The following is a 15,760-nucleotide window of genomic DNA, read 5'->3' on the forward strand; positions in this document are numbered from 1 at the left end:
CGGGGCGATTTTCTACAGGTAAAGACGATGGATGACCTGATGACTGTCGTCGGGATCATTGTGCGTCTCAAACCCGAGCGCCTTGGCCAGGTCGCGCATGGGGGCATTGCTGGCCGAGTCCACTGAATACATCTGGCGAAAGCCGTTTTTGCGGGCTGCCTTGATCAGATGCTCCATCAGTAATGTGCCCAGACCCAGGTGCGTCCATTCATCGGCGACCGTGACGGCACATTCACACTCATGCTCGCCGGTGGCCGCGTATCGGCTGACGCCGATCTCGACCAGTTGCCCGTTGTCATGGACCAGGGCGATATAGGCCACACGCTGTGTATTGTCAGTGTCCATCAATTGATTAAGCATCGCCGCGTCGGGCTCGTTGATCTGCGCGAGGAAGCGCATATGTCGAGATTCGGGAGATAGCCGTTTGATGAAGGCGTATTCGCGGTCGCGATCCTTCTCCGCCAGTGGCCGGATCAGTACGTGGCGGCCGTCCCTGAGCGCTTCGATCCAGTGTTGGCCGTCGACCGCGGCGTAGGTGGTCGCAGCCCGCTCATTGTGGTCTTTGACGGTAAGCATGGGGTGTTCCTCCAGTGCGGTTGAAAGGTTGGCTCGCGGCAAAGGAGCCGCGTTTGAATCCTTTCTACACTGCTGTCGATGCTTGAATCTGATCTGGATCAGACATCGGTGCCGCCGGCATTGATTTGCTGGTGCTTGATGCAAATCAAACTGCACGAAGTGATGAAGCGCAGTCTTGAATCATGCCGGCAGTGTATAACCGGAGTCGAGTGGAGGTGTGTGATGGCGCAATATCAACGTTTTCTGCTGATCGCTGACCCAACCCTGCATCAGTCTCCTGCCCAGTTGCGTGCCGTGGCGTTGGCCAAGGCAGCCGGGGCCGTACTGGATGTACGGGTTTATGTCGAACCGGCGCCTGTGGTTCATTTATGGCGAGAACAAGTCGACGATGCAGAGCAGCAGCGCTATTGGCGTCGCTACCACCGCTGGGAGGCCGATGAACTGGATCGGCTCAGCGACCTGAGCCTGGACGTGACGGTCAAAGTGGTCTTTACCACCCATCCGCTGCTGGACATTTTGAAGACGGTCGAAGATTTGAAGCCCGACCTGTTGATCAAGGATGCAACCCTTGAACCTGTGCTCAAGCGGGTGTTCATTACCCCGCTTGACTGTCACTTGTTGCGTAAATGCACGATCCCTGTTCATTTGGTCAACCACGCCCCTTACAGCTTGCCGCACCGAATCGTGGCGGCAGTGGACCCGTTCGATCCGGCAACACACATCAGCGGTTTGAACGACACCATCATCCAGACCGCCAACGCCCTGGCGCTGCAATGCGACGCGCCATTACACCTACTGTACGCCTATGATTTATCGCCTGCCTTCAACAGCGATGCACCTCTGGCCGGGGGCGGTTGGGGTGTGGATTTCACCGAGGAGCTGCGTCAATCCTTGCACCAGGCGTTTATTACACTGGCTGAGCGTTACGGGGTGCCTGCGGAGCGACGGCATTTCGTCATGGGATTACCGGTGCCGGTGATCAGTGAGTTCGTCGAGCAATACCTGGCTGATGTAGTGGTGATGGGCACCGTGCATCGGGTGGGAGTCGACCGGCTGATCGGCAGCAATACAGAACGGGTGCTGTACTCTGTGCCGGGCAGTATTCTGGCGGTCAAGTCACATGTCAGGGGATGATGTCCAGGCTGGAACGGCAAATACGAGTCAGAAAGAGATTATTTGCGCTTCCAGTACTTCTGCATTTCCAGAAACAGGAAGGATGCTGTCCATGTAATGAGCACTAGCCCGGTAAGGGCTTGTAGACCGGTCAAGTATTTCAGGTTGCCCACTGGTGAAATATCGCCGAAGCCGATCGTCGTGTACGTTGTAAAAGAAAAGTAAACGCAGTCCATCAGCGAACCGTCGAAGTTGCCCGTCAGGCCGCCCCATTTCCCGGAGTGCACCATCAGGTAATAAACCAGGGCGAAGCACCAGACCTCTATCGCATGTGCGAAAAGGGCGCCAAATACCCCAACCACGATTCTGAAGCGACTCCACAGCTTGAGCCGGGGTAGCCAATCATTCAGGCGTAGCAGGCATTCATAGTGGATCACTACGGTGATGATGACCACCAGCGTATTGATCAGCGTGACTGCCAGCATGGCAAATCTCCAGCGAAAAGGGAGGCGGCGGATCAGTGTATTTCTACGCCAAGAAGCCGGCAAATCGTTGAGCTGAATCAACAAGGGGCTTACTCACCGAACGTCAGTCGTTCCATTCACGATAGCTGCTGATTTATTGATAAAAGTCAGATCCCCCACGGCATAACACCAAATAATCGAGCTACAGTTTTTCCAGTCGCAACAAGTTTGACGGGACGATTATAAAGACGCACTTGTCCTTTGCATTGCCGGATATTTCGCTGGTTGCGGCCATGAGTACGATCGCAGTCAGCAAGGCGACGTAACAAGCGTTTGACTCAAGGCCCCTGACGGGAAGTCGGGCTTGGTAGGTTTCAGGGCGAGGTATGTGATGCTCAAGCTCAAACGCATTTTATTGATAGCCCCCAGCGAAATGACTCTGACCCCGGCGTTTGCGCGTGCACATGCCTTGGCTTGTGCAACCGGTGCCTTATTGCACATTGTCGCCTTCGATTATGTCCAGGCTCTGGCAATAGCCGGTCTGCTGGACCACGATGCGATGGCCCAGGCCCGAGAAGGTTATTTGCAGGTGCACCGCCATTGGCTGGAGCAGCAGGCCCGATTTTACCGATGTGGCGGCATGCAGGTGACTACCGAAGTGGTCTGGACCAAGTCGAGCCTGAACAACCTGCTTGAGTACGTGAATGACTTTAATCCGGACCTGGTCATCAAGGATACCCATTACGTGCCGGCACTTGACCGTGCCTTTCACCGGCCTCTGGACTGGCGAATGCTGCGCGAGTGCCCGACTCACCTGCACCTGGTGACCTGTGCCAAAAATCCGAAACCAATGAAAATTCTTGCGGCGATCGATCTCTCCCATCTGGAAGAGCTGACGCACGGTTTAAATGACCGAATACTCGATCTGGCCTCGACTCTGGCGGCCAGCTGCGGTGCCGCGCTGCACTTGCTTAATGTCTGTCGTTGGTCAGAGATAAGCGAGGCGCCGATGAGTGTGCCGACAGGCAGTCTTGATGACAGTTTGAGAGACGCGATTGAAGATGCTCAGCAAGAGGCTTTCGATGTGCTTGCTGAACGCTATTGCATCAAAAATACACACCGACACTCACTGACGGGCATCCCCCACAAGGTCATCGGACTTTTCGCTCAACAAAAGGCCTTCGACATGGTGGTGCTGGGCACGGTTTATCACCATGGGCCTGACCGGTTTATCGGCGATACCGCTGAGGGCGTGTTAAACCGGGCACCGTGCAGTTTGATGATCGTTAAACCACTACCCCCCACCCGATTGAACGAGACGCCGTCGAACCTGCAGTTGATAAAAATCAACTGCCCTTGAGCCAAAAGGAGCGATCAATAGTGCTCCTCTGAATGCTCCCCGCGGACATGACCATCCTGCTTCGTGGCGCCGGGCATATTCTGGGTGCCGCTACGGTGGAGGTGAATGCCGACGGCCAGGCCCTGGTGTTTTCAGGGGATTTGGGGCGGCCGGACGATCCTCTGATGTTCGCTCCGGAAACCGTCGAGCAGGCGGATTACCTGTTGGTGGAGTCGACCTATGGTGATCGTCGACATCCGAGCGAGGCGCCACAGGCGCAACTGGCCGAGGTCATCACCCGCACGGCGCTGCGCCGAGGGATTACCCTGGTGCCATCCTTCGCGGTTGGACGTGCTCAACTGCTGATGTATCACTTGTATCAGTTGAAGCAGAAGCGGGCGATTCCCGATATTCCAATCTACCTCAACAGCCCGATGGCCACCGATGTCACGCTTTTGTACCAGCGTTTTCGCAGCGAGCACAGATTGTCCCTGGAGGAGTGCGAAGGCATGTGCCATGTGGCGCAATTCGTACGCACCGTCGATGATTCGAGAGCACTTGATCAGCAACGCACCCCGGCGGTAATTGTTGCCGCCAGCGGCATGGCGACCGGTGGGCGCGTGGTCCATCACCTCAAGGCACTGGCGCCGAATCCGGTTAACACATTGCTGATGCCAGGCTTCCAGGCCGGTGGCACCCGTGGCGCGCAAATTGTTGCCGGAGTGCCTTCAGTGCGTATCCACGGCAAGGATGTGCCGATCCGGGCTGAAGTCGTGCCGATGCAAACCTTGTCCGCGCACGCCGATGCCGATGAAATCATGCAGTGGCTGCGTGGATTCAGACGGCCTCCCAAACATACCTTTGTCGTCCACGGGGAACCTAATGCGTCGGATGTACTGCCGACGAATCAGCCAGGAGTTGGGATGGTCGGTTTCGGTGCCGGAGTATCGCGATAGCGTTGAACTCTCCAGTATCGATATCACTGCCAGCTCATCAAGGTAACAAAAAGCCACCACCGTTTGAGGCATGGTTCCTTGCAGGTCAAGAAGGCGGACCCAGCTGCATCTGGGTTGATCCAGATCAAACGGCATTTTTCGGTCGGCTCTATTGTTTTGATAAAGATGGCGAGAGATCCAGTCATGACCAACAACAAGCTCTTCGGCGCATATCACGCGGTTCAGGACAGGAGCAGAATTGCGGTGCACAGGTACCTGCACTGGACGGGCACAGGTTCCTGGAAGCGGGAGGCAACCATCCTGCTGTGGGGCTTGGTGGCGTTGATGGCGGGACATCTCACGGTGTTTCTCTCCGCCTCTCACGCGGTGCAGGACTTGGTAGGCACGTGCACAGCGCGTTTAGAGATCGAGTTTGAGAATGCCGACACAGATCCCCTCACAAAAGCCCTGGCTCGGCCCTTGTGTGAATGTGTGGCACATTCCTTCCTCGACAAAAACGGTATTGTACGTCTGGCCATGGTCAACATGCGCATGCTTGATTCGATGGCTCTTGAACCCGTGACGGAAAAGGACGAAGAGACCTGTATTAACGCCCTGTGGCTGCCCAATGTCGAACTGGCCAAGCGCCTGCCACTTTGAAGGGGGCGCTAGCACTTGCCCGCGATCAGCAGGCGAATCATCTCACTCTACAATTGTCCCATCGTGCGGTGAATTTCCTGCCAGCCGATGGACAGATTTTGCCATCCGCGGGATAAAGGGCCACGCCGATACTGCAGGACGGCATTTTTATCCCGCCAAATTCAGGGCCCAGCGGGTCGGCCATGACTGCGAGAATATGCTCGGCCTGGCTGAGGGCCGTCACGTCAGAAGGCAGCTCACAGGATGTGCACGATGCCGCCGGAATTACCCCTTGGGCTCATCGTCAATCATATCCTTGAGTGATGCGAACAGAGCGAAGTCTTTAGAGATGATAACGCGATTGCACAAGTCGCGTGATTTGTTTCAAGGCGTTCTTGGGTGCGAGAGTTCTATTTGTTTCAATAAGGTGTGTCCTATTGGCAAGTACATCGTCCCGGATCACATTGCGGAACCAATTAGAAAAATCCCCGGCATTCATATGTTCGCGAAGAGCGAGGTCCGCAAGTTGCGTCGAGGAAGACAAAAACTCAGTCAGGTTCGAGGCGCTTTGGCCAAGGGTAGGAAAGTGGAATGAATGCCATGCGCCGACATCCCCCGCGACGTACTTCCCGCTGTGGCGATGGTGCTTTTGATTGGGCTGAACCTGATCGAGCAGAAACACCTCTTCGCCTTCGTGAAGGTTCCACAGACAGGCATGTTCGAGGCCTGGGCGTTCCGGAAACTCGGGGCTGCGGCGCTGCATGCGTTTGGCAAACTGTTCGGCCAATTCCCGGGCAGTGCTGCCTAGTGTCACCAGCACGTCTACCCCCTCAAGGAGGGCCGGGCAGACCTGATCGAAGTCGAGGGCAACGATGATTGCACCGATGTTACCGAGAAAACCGGGCGGCCAATTGGAACAGTGGGGGAGCATGTAATGGGCTTCATCCACTATCAACCAGTAGGGCCGACCTGAAGCGCTGCGAAGATGCTGGATAAAGGGCAGTAGTTCGCCGAACAGTTGCACTCGTGCTGCCGGATCCAGAGCAAGGGCGCTCACCACCACGTTGAGCTGCGCCTGTAGAAGGAGATGGACCGACTCCTCTGTCGTCGGGGGGACGGTCAGGCCACCCACCGTTACCGCATCGTCCAGGGTCAGGTAGTCACCCTCGGGATCAATGATGCAAAATCCCTGGTGAGCCTGGACCATACGTTCTGTCAGCCAGGTGATGTAGCTGGATTTGCCAGAACCCGAATTTCCAACGACCAGCATCACCGATTCTGGAGGAAGCCATACCTCACGTACATTGGTGGTCTGGCCCAACTGGATCCCGGTGCGCTCGATGGGAACCAGCTTGGCGTCTTTTTCCAGCAGCATGTCCACCAACTCACAGACCCCGCGACCATGATCATGGCTGAGGCACAGGTCGGCGCTGGACTTTATGGACTCGATGGCATTGCTCACTGCCGCGGCACAGCCACAGATCGATAGAAAGGAATGGTCGTTTTCTGCATCGCCCACGCCCACCACGTTCAGCTCGCATATACCGAGTCTTCGCAAGGCAGCCATAAGGCCCGACGCCTTGTTCACACAAGGCGGCAAGATCATGATCGCATCCTTGTTGAACGTTATTTGCAGTTCAAGGCCCAGCTCGCGGATGCTGGTGATCACCGCGTTCTCAAACGGGTGCCAGGTGGCGATGACTGACCGACCGATCGACAATGGTGAGACGCCCTTGTCGCGCAGGCGGCCAACCAACTCTGTGGAAGCCGGATCTGCTATGAGTTCTTCGGTGTCTGTAATCGGGTCGTACAAGAGCGCGCCATTTTCTGCGATCACCAGGTCAAATAGCTCTAGCTGTGGGAAATGATGCTTGAGCGCTTGCAATTCCCGCCCTGTAATCAGCAACAACTTGCGGCCGCTGTTTTTGAGGGTGGTGAGCGATGCACAGACATCCGGTGGAACGCTACCGTTTTCGGCTATGGTCCCGTCAAAGTCCACCGCTAAGGCTAAGAAGTGCATGCTCTCTCCATTACAGGCCCGGTTGAGTCGGGCTTGGGACAGCCAGAACCTGGTCGGGGCATCAGGATGGAATCATTAAATCCCAATGTGTGAGTCAAACGTTGAGCTTTGTCAGTATTTGAAGAAACAGTGGGCCGCCGAAGGCGGACTCGGCATCCAGCCACCAGGTCTCGGGGTGGGGCGCGGTGGCGTTGTGAGTTTGTTGATAAAAGTCAACGTCGCGCGGGCCATTTCATAGAAGCTGCAAAAACGCACTTGTTGTAAAACCGTCCAGGAGAGCACCCTGATGGCCCACACTAAAGTCGTGTTTCGTGCTGCAGCTCGCGAGAAAATCCTGAGTGGCGCCACCCAGTTGGCGGACGCCGTGCGCGTGACGCTGGGGCCGAAATCAAAGTCGGTGCTGATTCAGAATAAATGGGGTAATCCGACCGTCTGCAATGATGGCGTCACGATCGCCAAACGCATCGACCTGCTCGACCCCGAGGAAAACCTGGGCGCGCAAATGCTGCGTCAGGCGGCCGAGCGCACAGGCGATGCAGTAGGGGACGGGACCAGTACGTCAACGGTGTTGGCCCATGCAATCCTGGCCGATGGCATCCGCAACGTCGTTGCGGGTGCCAGTGCGATCGACCTCAAGCGCGGCCTGGATCGTGGCCTGTTGTTGGTTGTGGAATCCCTCGCCGCCCAGTCGCGCCCGGTCAGCACGCCCAAGGAAAAGGCCCAGGTCGCCACGCTGTCGGCGCATAACGATGCCGTCATCGGTCAACTGGTGGCGGACGCCCTGGAAAAGGTCGGCGTTGAAGGTGTCGTCAGTGTGGAGGAGTCCAAGACCACCGAAACAGTGGTCGAGGTCATGGAAGGCATGCGGATTGACCGGGGTTATGTCTCACCCTATTTCGTCACTGACACCGAGAAGATGCAGGTTGAACTCGATGATGCCTACTTGCTGCTCTGTGACCATAAGATCGGCGCACTCAAAGACTTGCTGCCCTTGCTCGAGCTCGTTGCCAAAAGCGGGCAACCCCTGGTCTTGATCGCAGACGACATCGAAGGTGAGGCGTTGACAACACTGGTTGTCAACCAGATACGGGGTGTTCTGCGAGCGGTGGCGATCAAGGCGCCTGGTTTTGGGGATCGGCGCAAGGAAATGCTTCAGGACATGGCCGTTCTGACGGGAGCGACGGTGGTTTCCAACGAGCTGGGCGTCGCCCTGGAACAGGTGGAACTGAATCAGTTGGGCCGTGCGCATCGAGTCGTGGTGCAAAAAGACAGCACGGCACTGATAGGGGGCGCCGGTACACGCGAGGCCATTGAGGCGCGTTTGCAGCAGATCCGTGCGCAAATAGACAGCACCACCAGCGATTACGACCGTGAAAAGCTTCAGGAACGACTGGCCAGGCTGTCTGGCGGTGTTGCGGTGATTCGGGTCGGAGCGCCTTCCGAAGCTGAAATGAAGGCGCGCAAGGATGCGCTGGATGATGCTATCTCAGCGACCCGTGCGGCGATCGCCGAAGGCATTGTCCCGGGAGGTGGTCTTGCTCTGCTCAAGGCCGTCCCGATTATCACCGCTGAAGAAGCCCGTCATGAGGGCGATGCCAGGACCGGCTTGCAAATTCTTCGCCGGGCGCTGGAAGCACCGGCCAGACTCATCGCTGAAAATTCGGCAGTGGACGCCGGCGTCGTGGTTGCGCGCATGCTTGCGGAACCAGGGAACATTGGCTTTGATGCGTCCGCCAATTGCTATGTCGACATGTACGAAGCCGGCATCATTGACCCGACCAAGGTGGTGCGTATTGCCCTCGAAAATGCTGTTTCAGTCGCCAGTATCTTGCTGCTGACCGAGGCGACCATGACTGATATTCCGGAAAAGGAATCACCTACCCAGCCATCTTTCCCTGAATGAAAATCCCGTGGTGGTTATAGCTCAGGTATAGGAGGTCGCCTCGGTCATCGTCAGGTGATTGAGGATCGGGTTTTCGCCGTGCAAGTAACTCAGTGCCTGGTGCATCAACTGGACAGCTTTTTCCTTTTTCTCGTATCGCTTGGCCGGTTCGGCATGACGTAGCGCTGCACCCGCGAGGGAGAAGCAGCGCGTGGCAGCCCGCAAAGAAAGGAAAAACGCCAAGGGTTTGCAATTTTCCTGCACATCACTGTGGTTGAGGTAACTGGACAACAGACGTACACCTAGCCATGGGTCTCGATACGCTCCACCGGATGGTTGGACGTGCCGTAGCTGGACGGCCTGGAGAGAAAGGCAATTACCTCGTCTTGCGGGTTGTTCATTCACGCCTCCACGCTGTCTGCGGACTTTTTTCGGCAGTGTTAAGAAGGGAAGGCCCGCGCCGATTGATATTGATCAAGTACGGTGAAATGAAAGGCCGCGCGTCTTACGGGGCTCTCGCCGGTATTTGATATTTATCAACGTCAGGCACATTCCAGCGGAGCAACCTGAATCAACGCTGGTGCCTGATCCGGCGTGTACGCAACGGCCGAGCCCTGCGATGAGCAGCGATAGGCGTTGAAGCCCTCTGCCTGGAGTCAGACCATGAGCCAGCATCAACGGTTGTTACCCCCCATCCACCTGGCCCTGCGCCATTCTCCGGCAATCTAGCATGTAGCAGCGCTCGCCAAGGCAGCGTTCTGGCGGTCTAGAGACGGACCGATGACGACCCAAGGGGGCGATCATGCATCCAGCGATCATCAAGAAAACCCTGGCCAACTTGCCGCTAGCGCCAAATTGGCTCGATAGCGTGCAAGCTCGCGAGGCCTTTTCCTGGCAGGTGGAAGCCAGTGCTCTGGCCGGTTTGCCGGGGGGTGGTTTGAACCTTGCGTATGAGGCCGTGGATCGGCATGCGCAGGGTGCGCATCGACGGCATACGGCATTGCGCATTCTTGACCGCAATGGGGGTAGTTGCGACACCAGTTACGCCCAGATGAGCATCCTGACCAACCGATTTGCCAATGTACTGAAAAAGCTGGGCGTGATGCCCGGCGAACGATTATTTATACTCTGTGGCCGGGGGCTGGAACTTTATCTGGGCGTTCTCGGCGGCTTGAAACTCGGTTGCGTGGTGTCGCCATTGTTCTGTGCGTTCGGCCCGGAACCCATCGAAACCCGTATGCGTCTTGGCGAAGGCAGTGTGTTGCTGACCAGCGAAAACCTCTACCGGCGCAAGGTTGCGGCCATTCGTGAGCGTTTGCCGGCACTCAAGCATGTGCTGCTGTATGACGAAAATGGTGTGGATACGGCGCCTATCGAGGGGACGCTTAATCTGAAGCAACTGTTGGCGCAAGCAGTGGACGCGTTCACCATTGTCAATACGACAGCCGACAGCCCCGCACTATTACACTTCACCAGTGGCACAACGGGCACCCCAAAAGGCGTGTTGCATGTCCATGGCGCGGCGCTGACCCACTGCGTCACAGCAAAATACGCCTTGGACTTGCACCCCGAAGATGTCTATTGGTGTAGCGCCGATCCGGGTTGGGTTACCGGCACTTCCTATGGGATCTTTGCCCCGTTGTTGCTGGGCGTCACCAGTGTGGTCGAGGGCAATGAATTCGATGCTGAGCGTTGGTACCGGATACTTGAGAAGCAGCAGGTGACGGTCTGGTATACGGCCCCGACGGCCATCCGCCTCTTGATGAAAGCAGGTGCAGCTTTGGCGCGCAGCCATCGTTTTCCGAGTCTGCGGTTTATTGCCAGTGTCGGCGAGCCGCTGAATCCCGAGGCAGTCTGGTGGGGCAAAGAGGTGCTTGGGCTGCCGATCCACGACAATTGGTGGCAGACCGAAACCGGCGGCATCATGATTGCTAACACGGTCGCCATGCCCATCAAACCAGGCTCCATGGGTAAGCCGCTGCCGGGTGTCGAGGCGGCCATCGTCGAACGAGCGGGAGAGGGAGTATTGGTGTTTCTGGGTGACAATGAGGTCGGTGACCTTGCCTTGAAACAGCCATGGCCTGCCATGTTCCGTACCTACCTGGGGCAGGAGGAGCGTTATCGTCACTGCTTTGTCGGTGAATGGTACCTGAGCGGCGATCTTGTGCGTCGCGATGCCGATGGTTACTACTGGTTCATTGGTCGCAGCGACGATGTCATCAAGTCGGCTGGGCACTTGATCGGTCCGTTCGAAGTTGAAAGCTCCCTCATGGAACACCCGGCCGTGGCCGAGGCCGCGGTGATTGGCAAGCCCGATCCGCTGTTGGGTGAAACCGTGAAAGCCTTTGTTTCACTCAAGAGCGGTTTCACTGCCAGCCAGGCCCTGCACGACGAGTTGCTCGGTCATGGACGCAAGCGCCTTGGGGCGGTCGTTGCGCCCAAGGAACTGGAATTTGTGGAAGTGCTACCGCACACCCGTAGCGGAAAACTCATGCGGCGTCTGCTCAAGGCCCGGGAACTGGGTTTGCCTGAAGGCGATACTTCCAGCATGGAGAGCCCATCATGAGTCTCCCACCGCAGTCCCAGGACATTGCCCTCGACCTGCTACGGGACATGGTACGTATCCGCCGTCTCGAGGAACGGGCTGGCGAGTTGTATGGGGAGGGCAAGATTCGTGGCTTTCTGCACCTGTACATTGGTGAAGAAGCGGTAGCCGTCGGCGTTCTGCATGCATTGGCAGCCAACGATGCGGTGGTTGCGACGTATCGCGAACATGGCCACGCCCTGATCAAGGGGGTCCCCATGAAAGCAATCATGGCCGAGATGTATGGGTGCCAGCAAGGATGCTCGCGAGGGCGCGGCGGCTCAATGCACCTGTTTGATGCCACTACACGACTCTTCGGCGGCAACGCCATCGTGGCGGGTGGCTTGCCATTGACCGTCGGCCTGGCGCTCGCTGAACGTATGCAAGGTGGATCGCGTCTCTCAGCGTGTTTTTTTGGTGAAGGCGCGATGGCGGAAGGGGCCTTTCATGAGTCCATCAACCTGGCCGCATTGTGGCAGCTGCCGATGCTGTTTTGCTGCGAAAACAACCTCTATGCGATGGGGACTTCCCTGGACCGTTCGCAGTCGCAAACAGACCTGTGTGCGAAAGCCTCGGCATACAAAGTCAATACCCGATCCGTCGATGGCATGGACGTGATCGCAGTGTATGAAGCCGCTCGTGAGGCGGTTGAACACATCCGCGCGGGGCGTGGGCCTTTTTTTCTGGAGTTTCGCACCTATCGATTTCGTGCCCACTCGATGTTCGACCCCCAGCTGTATCGTGACAAGGACGAGGTGGAGCAATGGAAGACCCATGGGCCGATTCATACATACAGTGCCCGGCTTAAGGCCGAGGGCCTTTTGGACGAACCCGGATTTCTGGCGATCCTGACCCAGGTGGACGCAGAAGTGGAAGCCGCGGTGACGTATGCCGAAAACGGCAGCCTGGAGCCGCTTGAGGATTTGTTTCGCGATGTATACACCCCAAGGGCGGCGCCATGAGCATTCGTATGAGCTATCGCGAAGCGCTACGCGAGGCAATGCGTGAGGCGCTGCAGCGGGACCCGCGGGTATTTCTGATGGGCGAAGACGTCGGTCGCTACGGTGGCAGCTATGCCGTCTCCCTGGGGTTACTGGAGGCGTTCGGCCCCGAGCGCATTCGAGACGCGCCGTTGTCCGAACTGGGCTTCGTGGGCGCCGGTATTGGGGCGGCATTGGGGGGCATGCGGCCGATCGTAGAAATCATGACGGTGAACTTCAGTCTGCTCGCCCTCGATCCTCTAATGAACACGGCGGCAGCCTTGAGGCACATGTCCGGTGGACAGTTCTCCGTGCCCTTGGTTGTGCGGATGGCGACAGGCGCCGGACGCCAGCTTGCAGCGCAACACTCCCACAGTCTGGAGGGCTGGTATTCACATATTCCCGGACTGAAAATCCTGGCTCCGGCGACCATCGAAGATGCGCGCGGCATGCTCTGGCCAGCGCTGCTGGACCCAGATCCGGTGCTGATATTCGAACATGCCCAGCTGTACAACCTGGAGGGCGATGCCGGCGAGTGGGAGACGCTGGACATCAGCTCCGCCAAGGTACGCCGAGTCGGCAAGGACCTGACCCTGATCACCTATGGCGGCACACTTGGCAAGTGCCTGGCGGCTGCGCAGGAACTGGCCGGGCAGGGCATTGATTGCGAAGTCATCGACCTGCGGGTCCTGCGCCCTCTGGATGACAAGACGCTGATGGCTTCTGTCTGCAAGACCCGTCGCGCCTTGGTGGTCGACGAGGGGTGGCGCAGCGGCAGCCTGTCCGCCGAGATCATTACACGGATCATTGAACAAGGCTTTTTTGAGCTGGATGCTCCGCCGGTACGGGTGTGCAGCGCCGAGGTGCCAATACCTTATCCCCGGCATCTGGAAGAGGCTGCCCTGCCTCAAGTGTCGACGATTGTCGCGGCCGCTCATGAGCTGTGTCGGGGGACATCAGGGTGAGTGCAATGACGTGGCGTATTCGAGTATCCGGCCAGGAGGGTAAACGATGATCGAATTCAAATTGCCCTCTCTAGGGGCTGATATGGATGAAGGCACGTTGCTGGAGTGGAAAGTCCATCCGGGCGATGTGGTCAAGCCTGGTCAAGTGATTGCCGTCTTCGATACCGCCAAGGCCGCCATCGACGTCGAGTGCTGGCATGAAGGCACCGTGTCGCAACTGCTGATCGATATCGGCACCAAAGTACCTGTTGGTACAGCCATCGCCTGGTTGTTGGAACCGGGCGAAAATCCGCAAAGTGCACGACGAACGACTGCGGTGCCTCTGCTGATCGAAGAGCAAGCCCCGGCCGGCAGGCGCCCGCGGATTTCTCCAGCGGCGCGCAAGCGTGCTGTCGAGTTAGGGCTCAGTACCGGTGATTTGAAAGGCCATGGTCCACAGGGTGTCATTACCCTGGAGGACATCGAAACTGCCGCCCGCGTGGCGCACCCACCGGACCCCGACCAGGCCATGCGGCACACCATCGCCGCGGCCATGAGTCGATCAAAACGCGAGATTCCCCATTACTACCTGAGCGAAACCATCGCCCTGGATAAAGCCATGGCCTGGCTGCAGGCACACAATGCGCAAAGCTCACTTGAGGAACGCCTGCTGCCCAGCGTCTTGCTGCTCAAAGCGGTGGCGCTGGCCCTGCGCGACTATCCGCAGCTCAATGGTTTCTGGCTGGATAACGCCTTCAAACCCGCACTCGATACAGACCTTGGGGTGGCAATCACCTTGCGCCAGGGTGGCCTGGTCGCCCCGGTTCTGCATCATGTGGCGGACACATCCCTGACTCATTTGATGAGTGAACTGGCCAGCCTGGTCGAGCGCGCCCGTAGCGGATCCCTGCGCAGCTCCGAGCTGGGAGGCGCCGGCACAACGGTCACTCAACTCGGCGATCAGGGCGTGGACAGCGTATTGGGGGTGATCTATCCGCCCCAGGTGGCCTTGGTCGGTTTCGGTCGTATTAGTGAGCGGCCCTGGGTGAAAGAGGGCCAGCTGTGTGTCATGCCGACCGTCATTAGCAGTTTGTCCGCCGATCATCGAGTCAGCGACGGTCATTACGGCGCACGTTTTCTGGGCGAAGTCCGTCGCTTGTTGCAGACGCCAGAGGCGCTTTGAGGAGAGGACATATGAACCGGCAAATGATCCGCGATGAAGTATTGAAAGCCTTGAAGTGCATTGCCCCGGAACTTGAAATCGAACAGTTGCGATCTGATCGGTCACTGCGCGAAGAGGTTGATCTGGATTCCATGGACTGGCTTCGTTTCATCGAGGCTCTGAATCGGAGCCTGGGAATTGCAATTGCTGAAAGCGACTACCAACGCGTGGACACCCTGGACAAGCTCATCACCTACCTGGGGCAAAGGGGAAATCCTGCGAAGCCGAGCCTTCGATCCGCAAGGGGTGAAGGTACCGGGCAGTAGCGCCGTCGCGCATTGTTTTGCCACACAGACTGTGAGCCGATCGAATCGCCGGTTGCCGCCGGATCCGCCCTGATCTGATTTAAATCAGCAGCAGGTCTGCGTGGGTGGACGACTTTATGAAATGACCTACCTTGAGGTATGCACTGATGGACATCGACAAGGCAATCTCCGGCCGGCGCTCCACGCGTGAATACACGACAGAAGCCGTTGATGAAAAAGTCATTCGTCGTTTGATCAATGCCGCCGCCCAGGCGCCCAGCGCGGTCAACCAACAACCGTGGACGTTCACGGTGATCCGCGACCAAGCAGTGCTGGATCGGATCTCGCGAGAAGCAAAGGCCTACATGCTCAAGACGATGCCCGCTGGCCCCCATTCCGCGCACTTCCATTCGTTACTCAATGACGAAAACTTTCAGATCTTCTACCACGCGCCAGTACTCATCCTTATTTCGGGGAACGCGCCAGGTCAGTGGATCGTCGAAGACTGCGCATTGGCCGCCGAAAACCTGATGCTCGCCGCGTACGCTGACGGGCTGGGTACCTGCTGGATCGGTTTCGCCCAAAGTTTTCTTGATACGCCGCAGGGGAAGCATGCACTGGGCCTTCCTGCCGAGTGGACGCCAGTGGCGCCCATTATCGTTGGCCATCCGAAATCGGCGCCTGCACCGGTCTCGCACAAGGCGCCGGAGATTCGCTGGATCGGCTGATCGCAAAACACGCACAGCATGTGCCTCCTCGGCATTTAGCGCTGAACTCGGCTACCGTGGCGGGGTTGGATATTGCCAAAAGTCCGATC

Annotated in this window: 14 protein-coding genes and 2 pseudogenes; 11 read left to right on the top strand and 5 right to left on the bottom strand. The window is 57.6% G+C overall.

Annotation, left to right across the window (positions count from 1 at the left end):
- Positions 1-12 precede the first annotated feature (12 nt).
- Positions 13-576 carry a GNAT family N-acetyltransferase gene (locus ACIO0C_RS10030; RefSeq protein WP_401311044.1) on the bottom strand — a complete coding sequence of 188 codons (564 nt, stop codon included), beginning with the start codon at positions 574-576 and terminating at the stop codon, positions 13-15.
- A 222-nt stretch (positions 577-798) separates the two neighbouring features.
- Here ACIO0C_RS10030 and ACIO0C_RS10035 point away from each other — a divergent pair, with 222 nt between their 5' ends.
- On the top strand, positions 799-1,710 hold the full coding sequence (locus ACIO0C_RS10035) for a universal stress protein (protein WP_401311424.1): 912 nt from the start codon (positions 799-801) through the stop codon (positions 1,708-1,710).
- A gap of 38 nt (positions 1,711-1,748) precedes the next feature.
- Here the strand turns inward: ACIO0C_RS10035 and ACIO0C_RS10040 are convergent, their stop codons facing one another.
- Positions 1,749-2,174: a potassium channel family protein gene (locus ACIO0C_RS10040; RefSeq protein ID WP_401311047.1), complete on the bottom strand. Its 426-nt coding sequence runs from the start codon at positions 2,172-2,174 to the stop codon at positions 1,749-1,751.
- A gap of 370 nt (positions 2,175-2,544) precedes the next feature.
- Between ACIO0C_RS10040 and ACIO0C_RS10045 the strand changes: the two genes are divergently transcribed.
- From ACIO0C_RS10045 to ACIO0C_RS10055, 3 genes and pseudogenes are all read left to right on the top strand, one after another.
- Positions 2,545-3,513 carry a universal stress protein gene (locus ACIO0C_RS10045; RefSeq protein WP_401311050.1) on the top strand — a complete coding sequence of 323 codons (969 nt, stop codon included), beginning with the start codon at positions 2,545-2,547 and terminating at the stop codon, positions 3,511-3,513.
- Between the two features lie 47 nt (positions 3,514-3,560).
- Positions 3,561-4,494, top strand: a pseudogene (locus ACIO0C_RS10050) (MBL fold metallo-hydrolase RNA specificity domain-containing protein); the annotation flags it as partial.
- Between the two features lie 137 nt (positions 4,495-4,631).
- Entirely contained in the window at positions 4,632-5,087 is a 456-nt protein-coding gene (locus tag ACIO0C_RS10055) for a hypothetical protein (RefSeq protein ID WP_401311053.1), read from the top strand.
- 100 nt (positions 5,088-5,187) lie between these two features.
- Here ACIO0C_RS10055 and ACIO0C_RS10060 read toward each other — a convergent pair.
- A pseudogene (locus ACIO0C_RS10060) lies at positions 5,188-5,286 on the bottom strand (diguanylate cyclase); the annotation flags it as partial.
- Positions 5,287-5,409: 123 nt separating this feature from the next.
- Positions 5,410-7,086, bottom strand: a complete 1,677-nt coding sequence (locus ACIO0C_RS10065; RefSeq protein WP_401311056.1) for an HAD-IIB family hydrolase — start codon at positions 7,084-7,086, stop codon at positions 5,410-5,412.
- Between the two features lie 286 nt (positions 7,087-7,372).
- On the opposite strand from ACIO0C_RS10065, the gene groL reads away from it, so the two are divergent.
- Positions 7,373-8,989, top strand: coding sequence for a chaperonin GroEL (gene groL / locus ACIO0C_RS10070; RefSeq protein WP_401311059.1), 1,617 nt, complete (start codon positions 7,373-7,375; stop codon positions 8,987-8,989).
- A 21-nt stretch (positions 8,990-9,010) separates the two neighbouring features.
- On the opposite strand, the gene ACIO0C_RS10075 is transcribed toward groL, so the two are convergent.
- Positions 9,011-9,259 (bottom strand): hypothetical protein, encoded by a 249-nt coding sequence (locus ACIO0C_RS10075; protein WP_401311062.1) that lies wholly within the window; start codon positions 9,257-9,259, stop codon positions 9,011-9,013.
- Positions 9,260-9,770: 511 nt separating this feature from the next.
- On the opposite strand from ACIO0C_RS10075, the gene acsA reads away from it, so the two are divergent.
- From acsA to ACIO0C_RS10105, 6 genes are all read left to right on the top strand, one after another.
- Positions 9,771-11,534, top strand: a complete 1,764-nt coding sequence (gene acsA, locus ACIO0C_RS10080) for an acetate--CoA ligase (protein WP_401311065.1) — start codon at positions 9,771-9,773, stop codon at positions 11,532-11,534.
- Positions 11,531-12,514: a pyruvate dehydrogenase (acetyl-transferring) E1 component subunit alpha gene (gene pdhA, locus ACIO0C_RS10085; RefSeq protein WP_401311068.1), complete on the top strand. Its 984-nt coding sequence runs from the start codon at positions 11,531-11,533 to the stop codon at positions 12,512-12,514. Before acsA ends, pdhA begins: the two co-directional genes overlap by 4 nt.
- The gene (locus ACIO0C_RS10090) at positions 12,511-13,497 is read left to right on the top strand and encodes an alpha-ketoacid dehydrogenase subunit beta (RefSeq protein ID WP_401311071.1); all 987 of its coding nucleotides are present in this window, start codon (positions 12,511-12,513) and stop codon (positions 13,495-13,497) included. Before pdhA ends, ACIO0C_RS10090 begins: the two co-directional genes overlap by 4 nt.
- A gap of 46 nt (positions 13,498-13,543) precedes the next feature.
- Positions 13,544-14,659, top strand: coding sequence for a dihydrolipoamide acetyltransferase family protein (locus ACIO0C_RS10095; RefSeq protein ID WP_401311074.1), 1,116 nt, complete (start codon positions 13,544-13,546; stop codon positions 14,657-14,659).
- An 11-nt stretch (positions 14,660-14,670) separates the two neighbouring features.
- On the top strand, positions 14,671-14,964 hold the full coding sequence (locus ACIO0C_RS10100; RefSeq protein ID WP_401311077.1) for an acyl carrier protein: 294 nt from the start codon (positions 14,671-14,673) through the stop codon (positions 14,962-14,964).
- Between the two features lie 146 nt (positions 14,965-15,110).
- On the top strand, positions 15,111-15,671 hold the full coding sequence (locus tag ACIO0C_RS10105; RefSeq protein WP_401311080.1) for a nitroreductase family protein: 561 nt from the start codon (positions 15,111-15,113) through the stop codon (positions 15,669-15,671).
- Positions 15,672-15,760 lie beyond the last annotated feature (89 nt).

The sequence above is a fragment of the Pseudomonas sp. NPDC087336 genome (genome assembly GCF_044744285.1).
Lineage (GTDB): Bacteria > Pseudomonadota > Gammaproteobacteria > Pseudomonadales > Pseudomonadaceae > Aquipseudomonas.

Coding starts and splice junctions, on each gene's coding strand:
- ACIO0C_RS10030 (WP_401311044.1), bottom strand. CDS start 576: ATGCTTACCGTCAAAGACCACAATGAGCGGGCTGCGACCACCTACGCC.
- ACIO0C_RS10035 (WP_401311424.1), top strand. CDS start 799: ATGGCGCAATATCAACGTTTTCTGCTGATCGCTGACCCAACCCTGCAT.
- ACIO0C_RS10040 (WP_401311047.1), bottom strand. CDS start 2,174: ATGCTGGCAGTCACGCTGATCAATACGCTGGTGGTCATCATCACCGTA.
- ACIO0C_RS10045 (WP_401311050.1), top strand. CDS start 2,545: ATGCTCAAGCTCAAACGCATTTTATTGATAGCCCCCAGCGAAATGACT.
- ACIO0C_RS10055 (WP_401311053.1), top strand. CDS start 4,632: ATGACCAACAACAAGCTCTTCGGCGCATATCACGCGGTTCAGGACAGG.
- ACIO0C_RS10065 (WP_401311056.1), bottom strand. CDS start 7,086: ATGCACTTCTTAGCCTTAGCGGTGGACTTTGACGGGACCATAGCCGAA.
- groL (WP_401311059.1), top strand. CDS start 7,373: ATGGCCCACACTAAAGTCGTGTTTCGTGCTGCAGCTCGCGAGAAAATC.
- acsA (WP_401311065.1), top strand. CDS start 9,771: ATGCATCCAGCGATCATCAAGAAAACCCTGGCCAACTTGCCGCTAGCG.
- pdhA (WP_401311068.1), top strand. CDS start 11,531: ATGAGTCTCCCACCGCAGTCCCAGGACATTGCCCTCGACCTGCTACGG.
- ACIO0C_RS10090 (WP_401311071.1), top strand. CDS start 12,511: ATGAGCATTCGTATGAGCTATCGCGAAGCGCTACGCGAGGCAATGCGT.
- ACIO0C_RS10095 (WP_401311074.1), top strand. CDS start 13,544: ATGATCGAATTCAAATTGCCCTCTCTAGGGGCTGATATGGATGAAGGC.
- ACIO0C_RS10100 (WP_401311077.1), top strand. CDS start 14,671: ATGAACCGGCAAATGATCCGCGATGAAGTATTGAAAGCCTTGAAGTGC.
- ACIO0C_RS10105 (WP_401311080.1), top strand. CDS start 15,111: ATGGACATCGACAAGGCAATCTCCGGCCGGCGCTCCACGCGTGAATAC.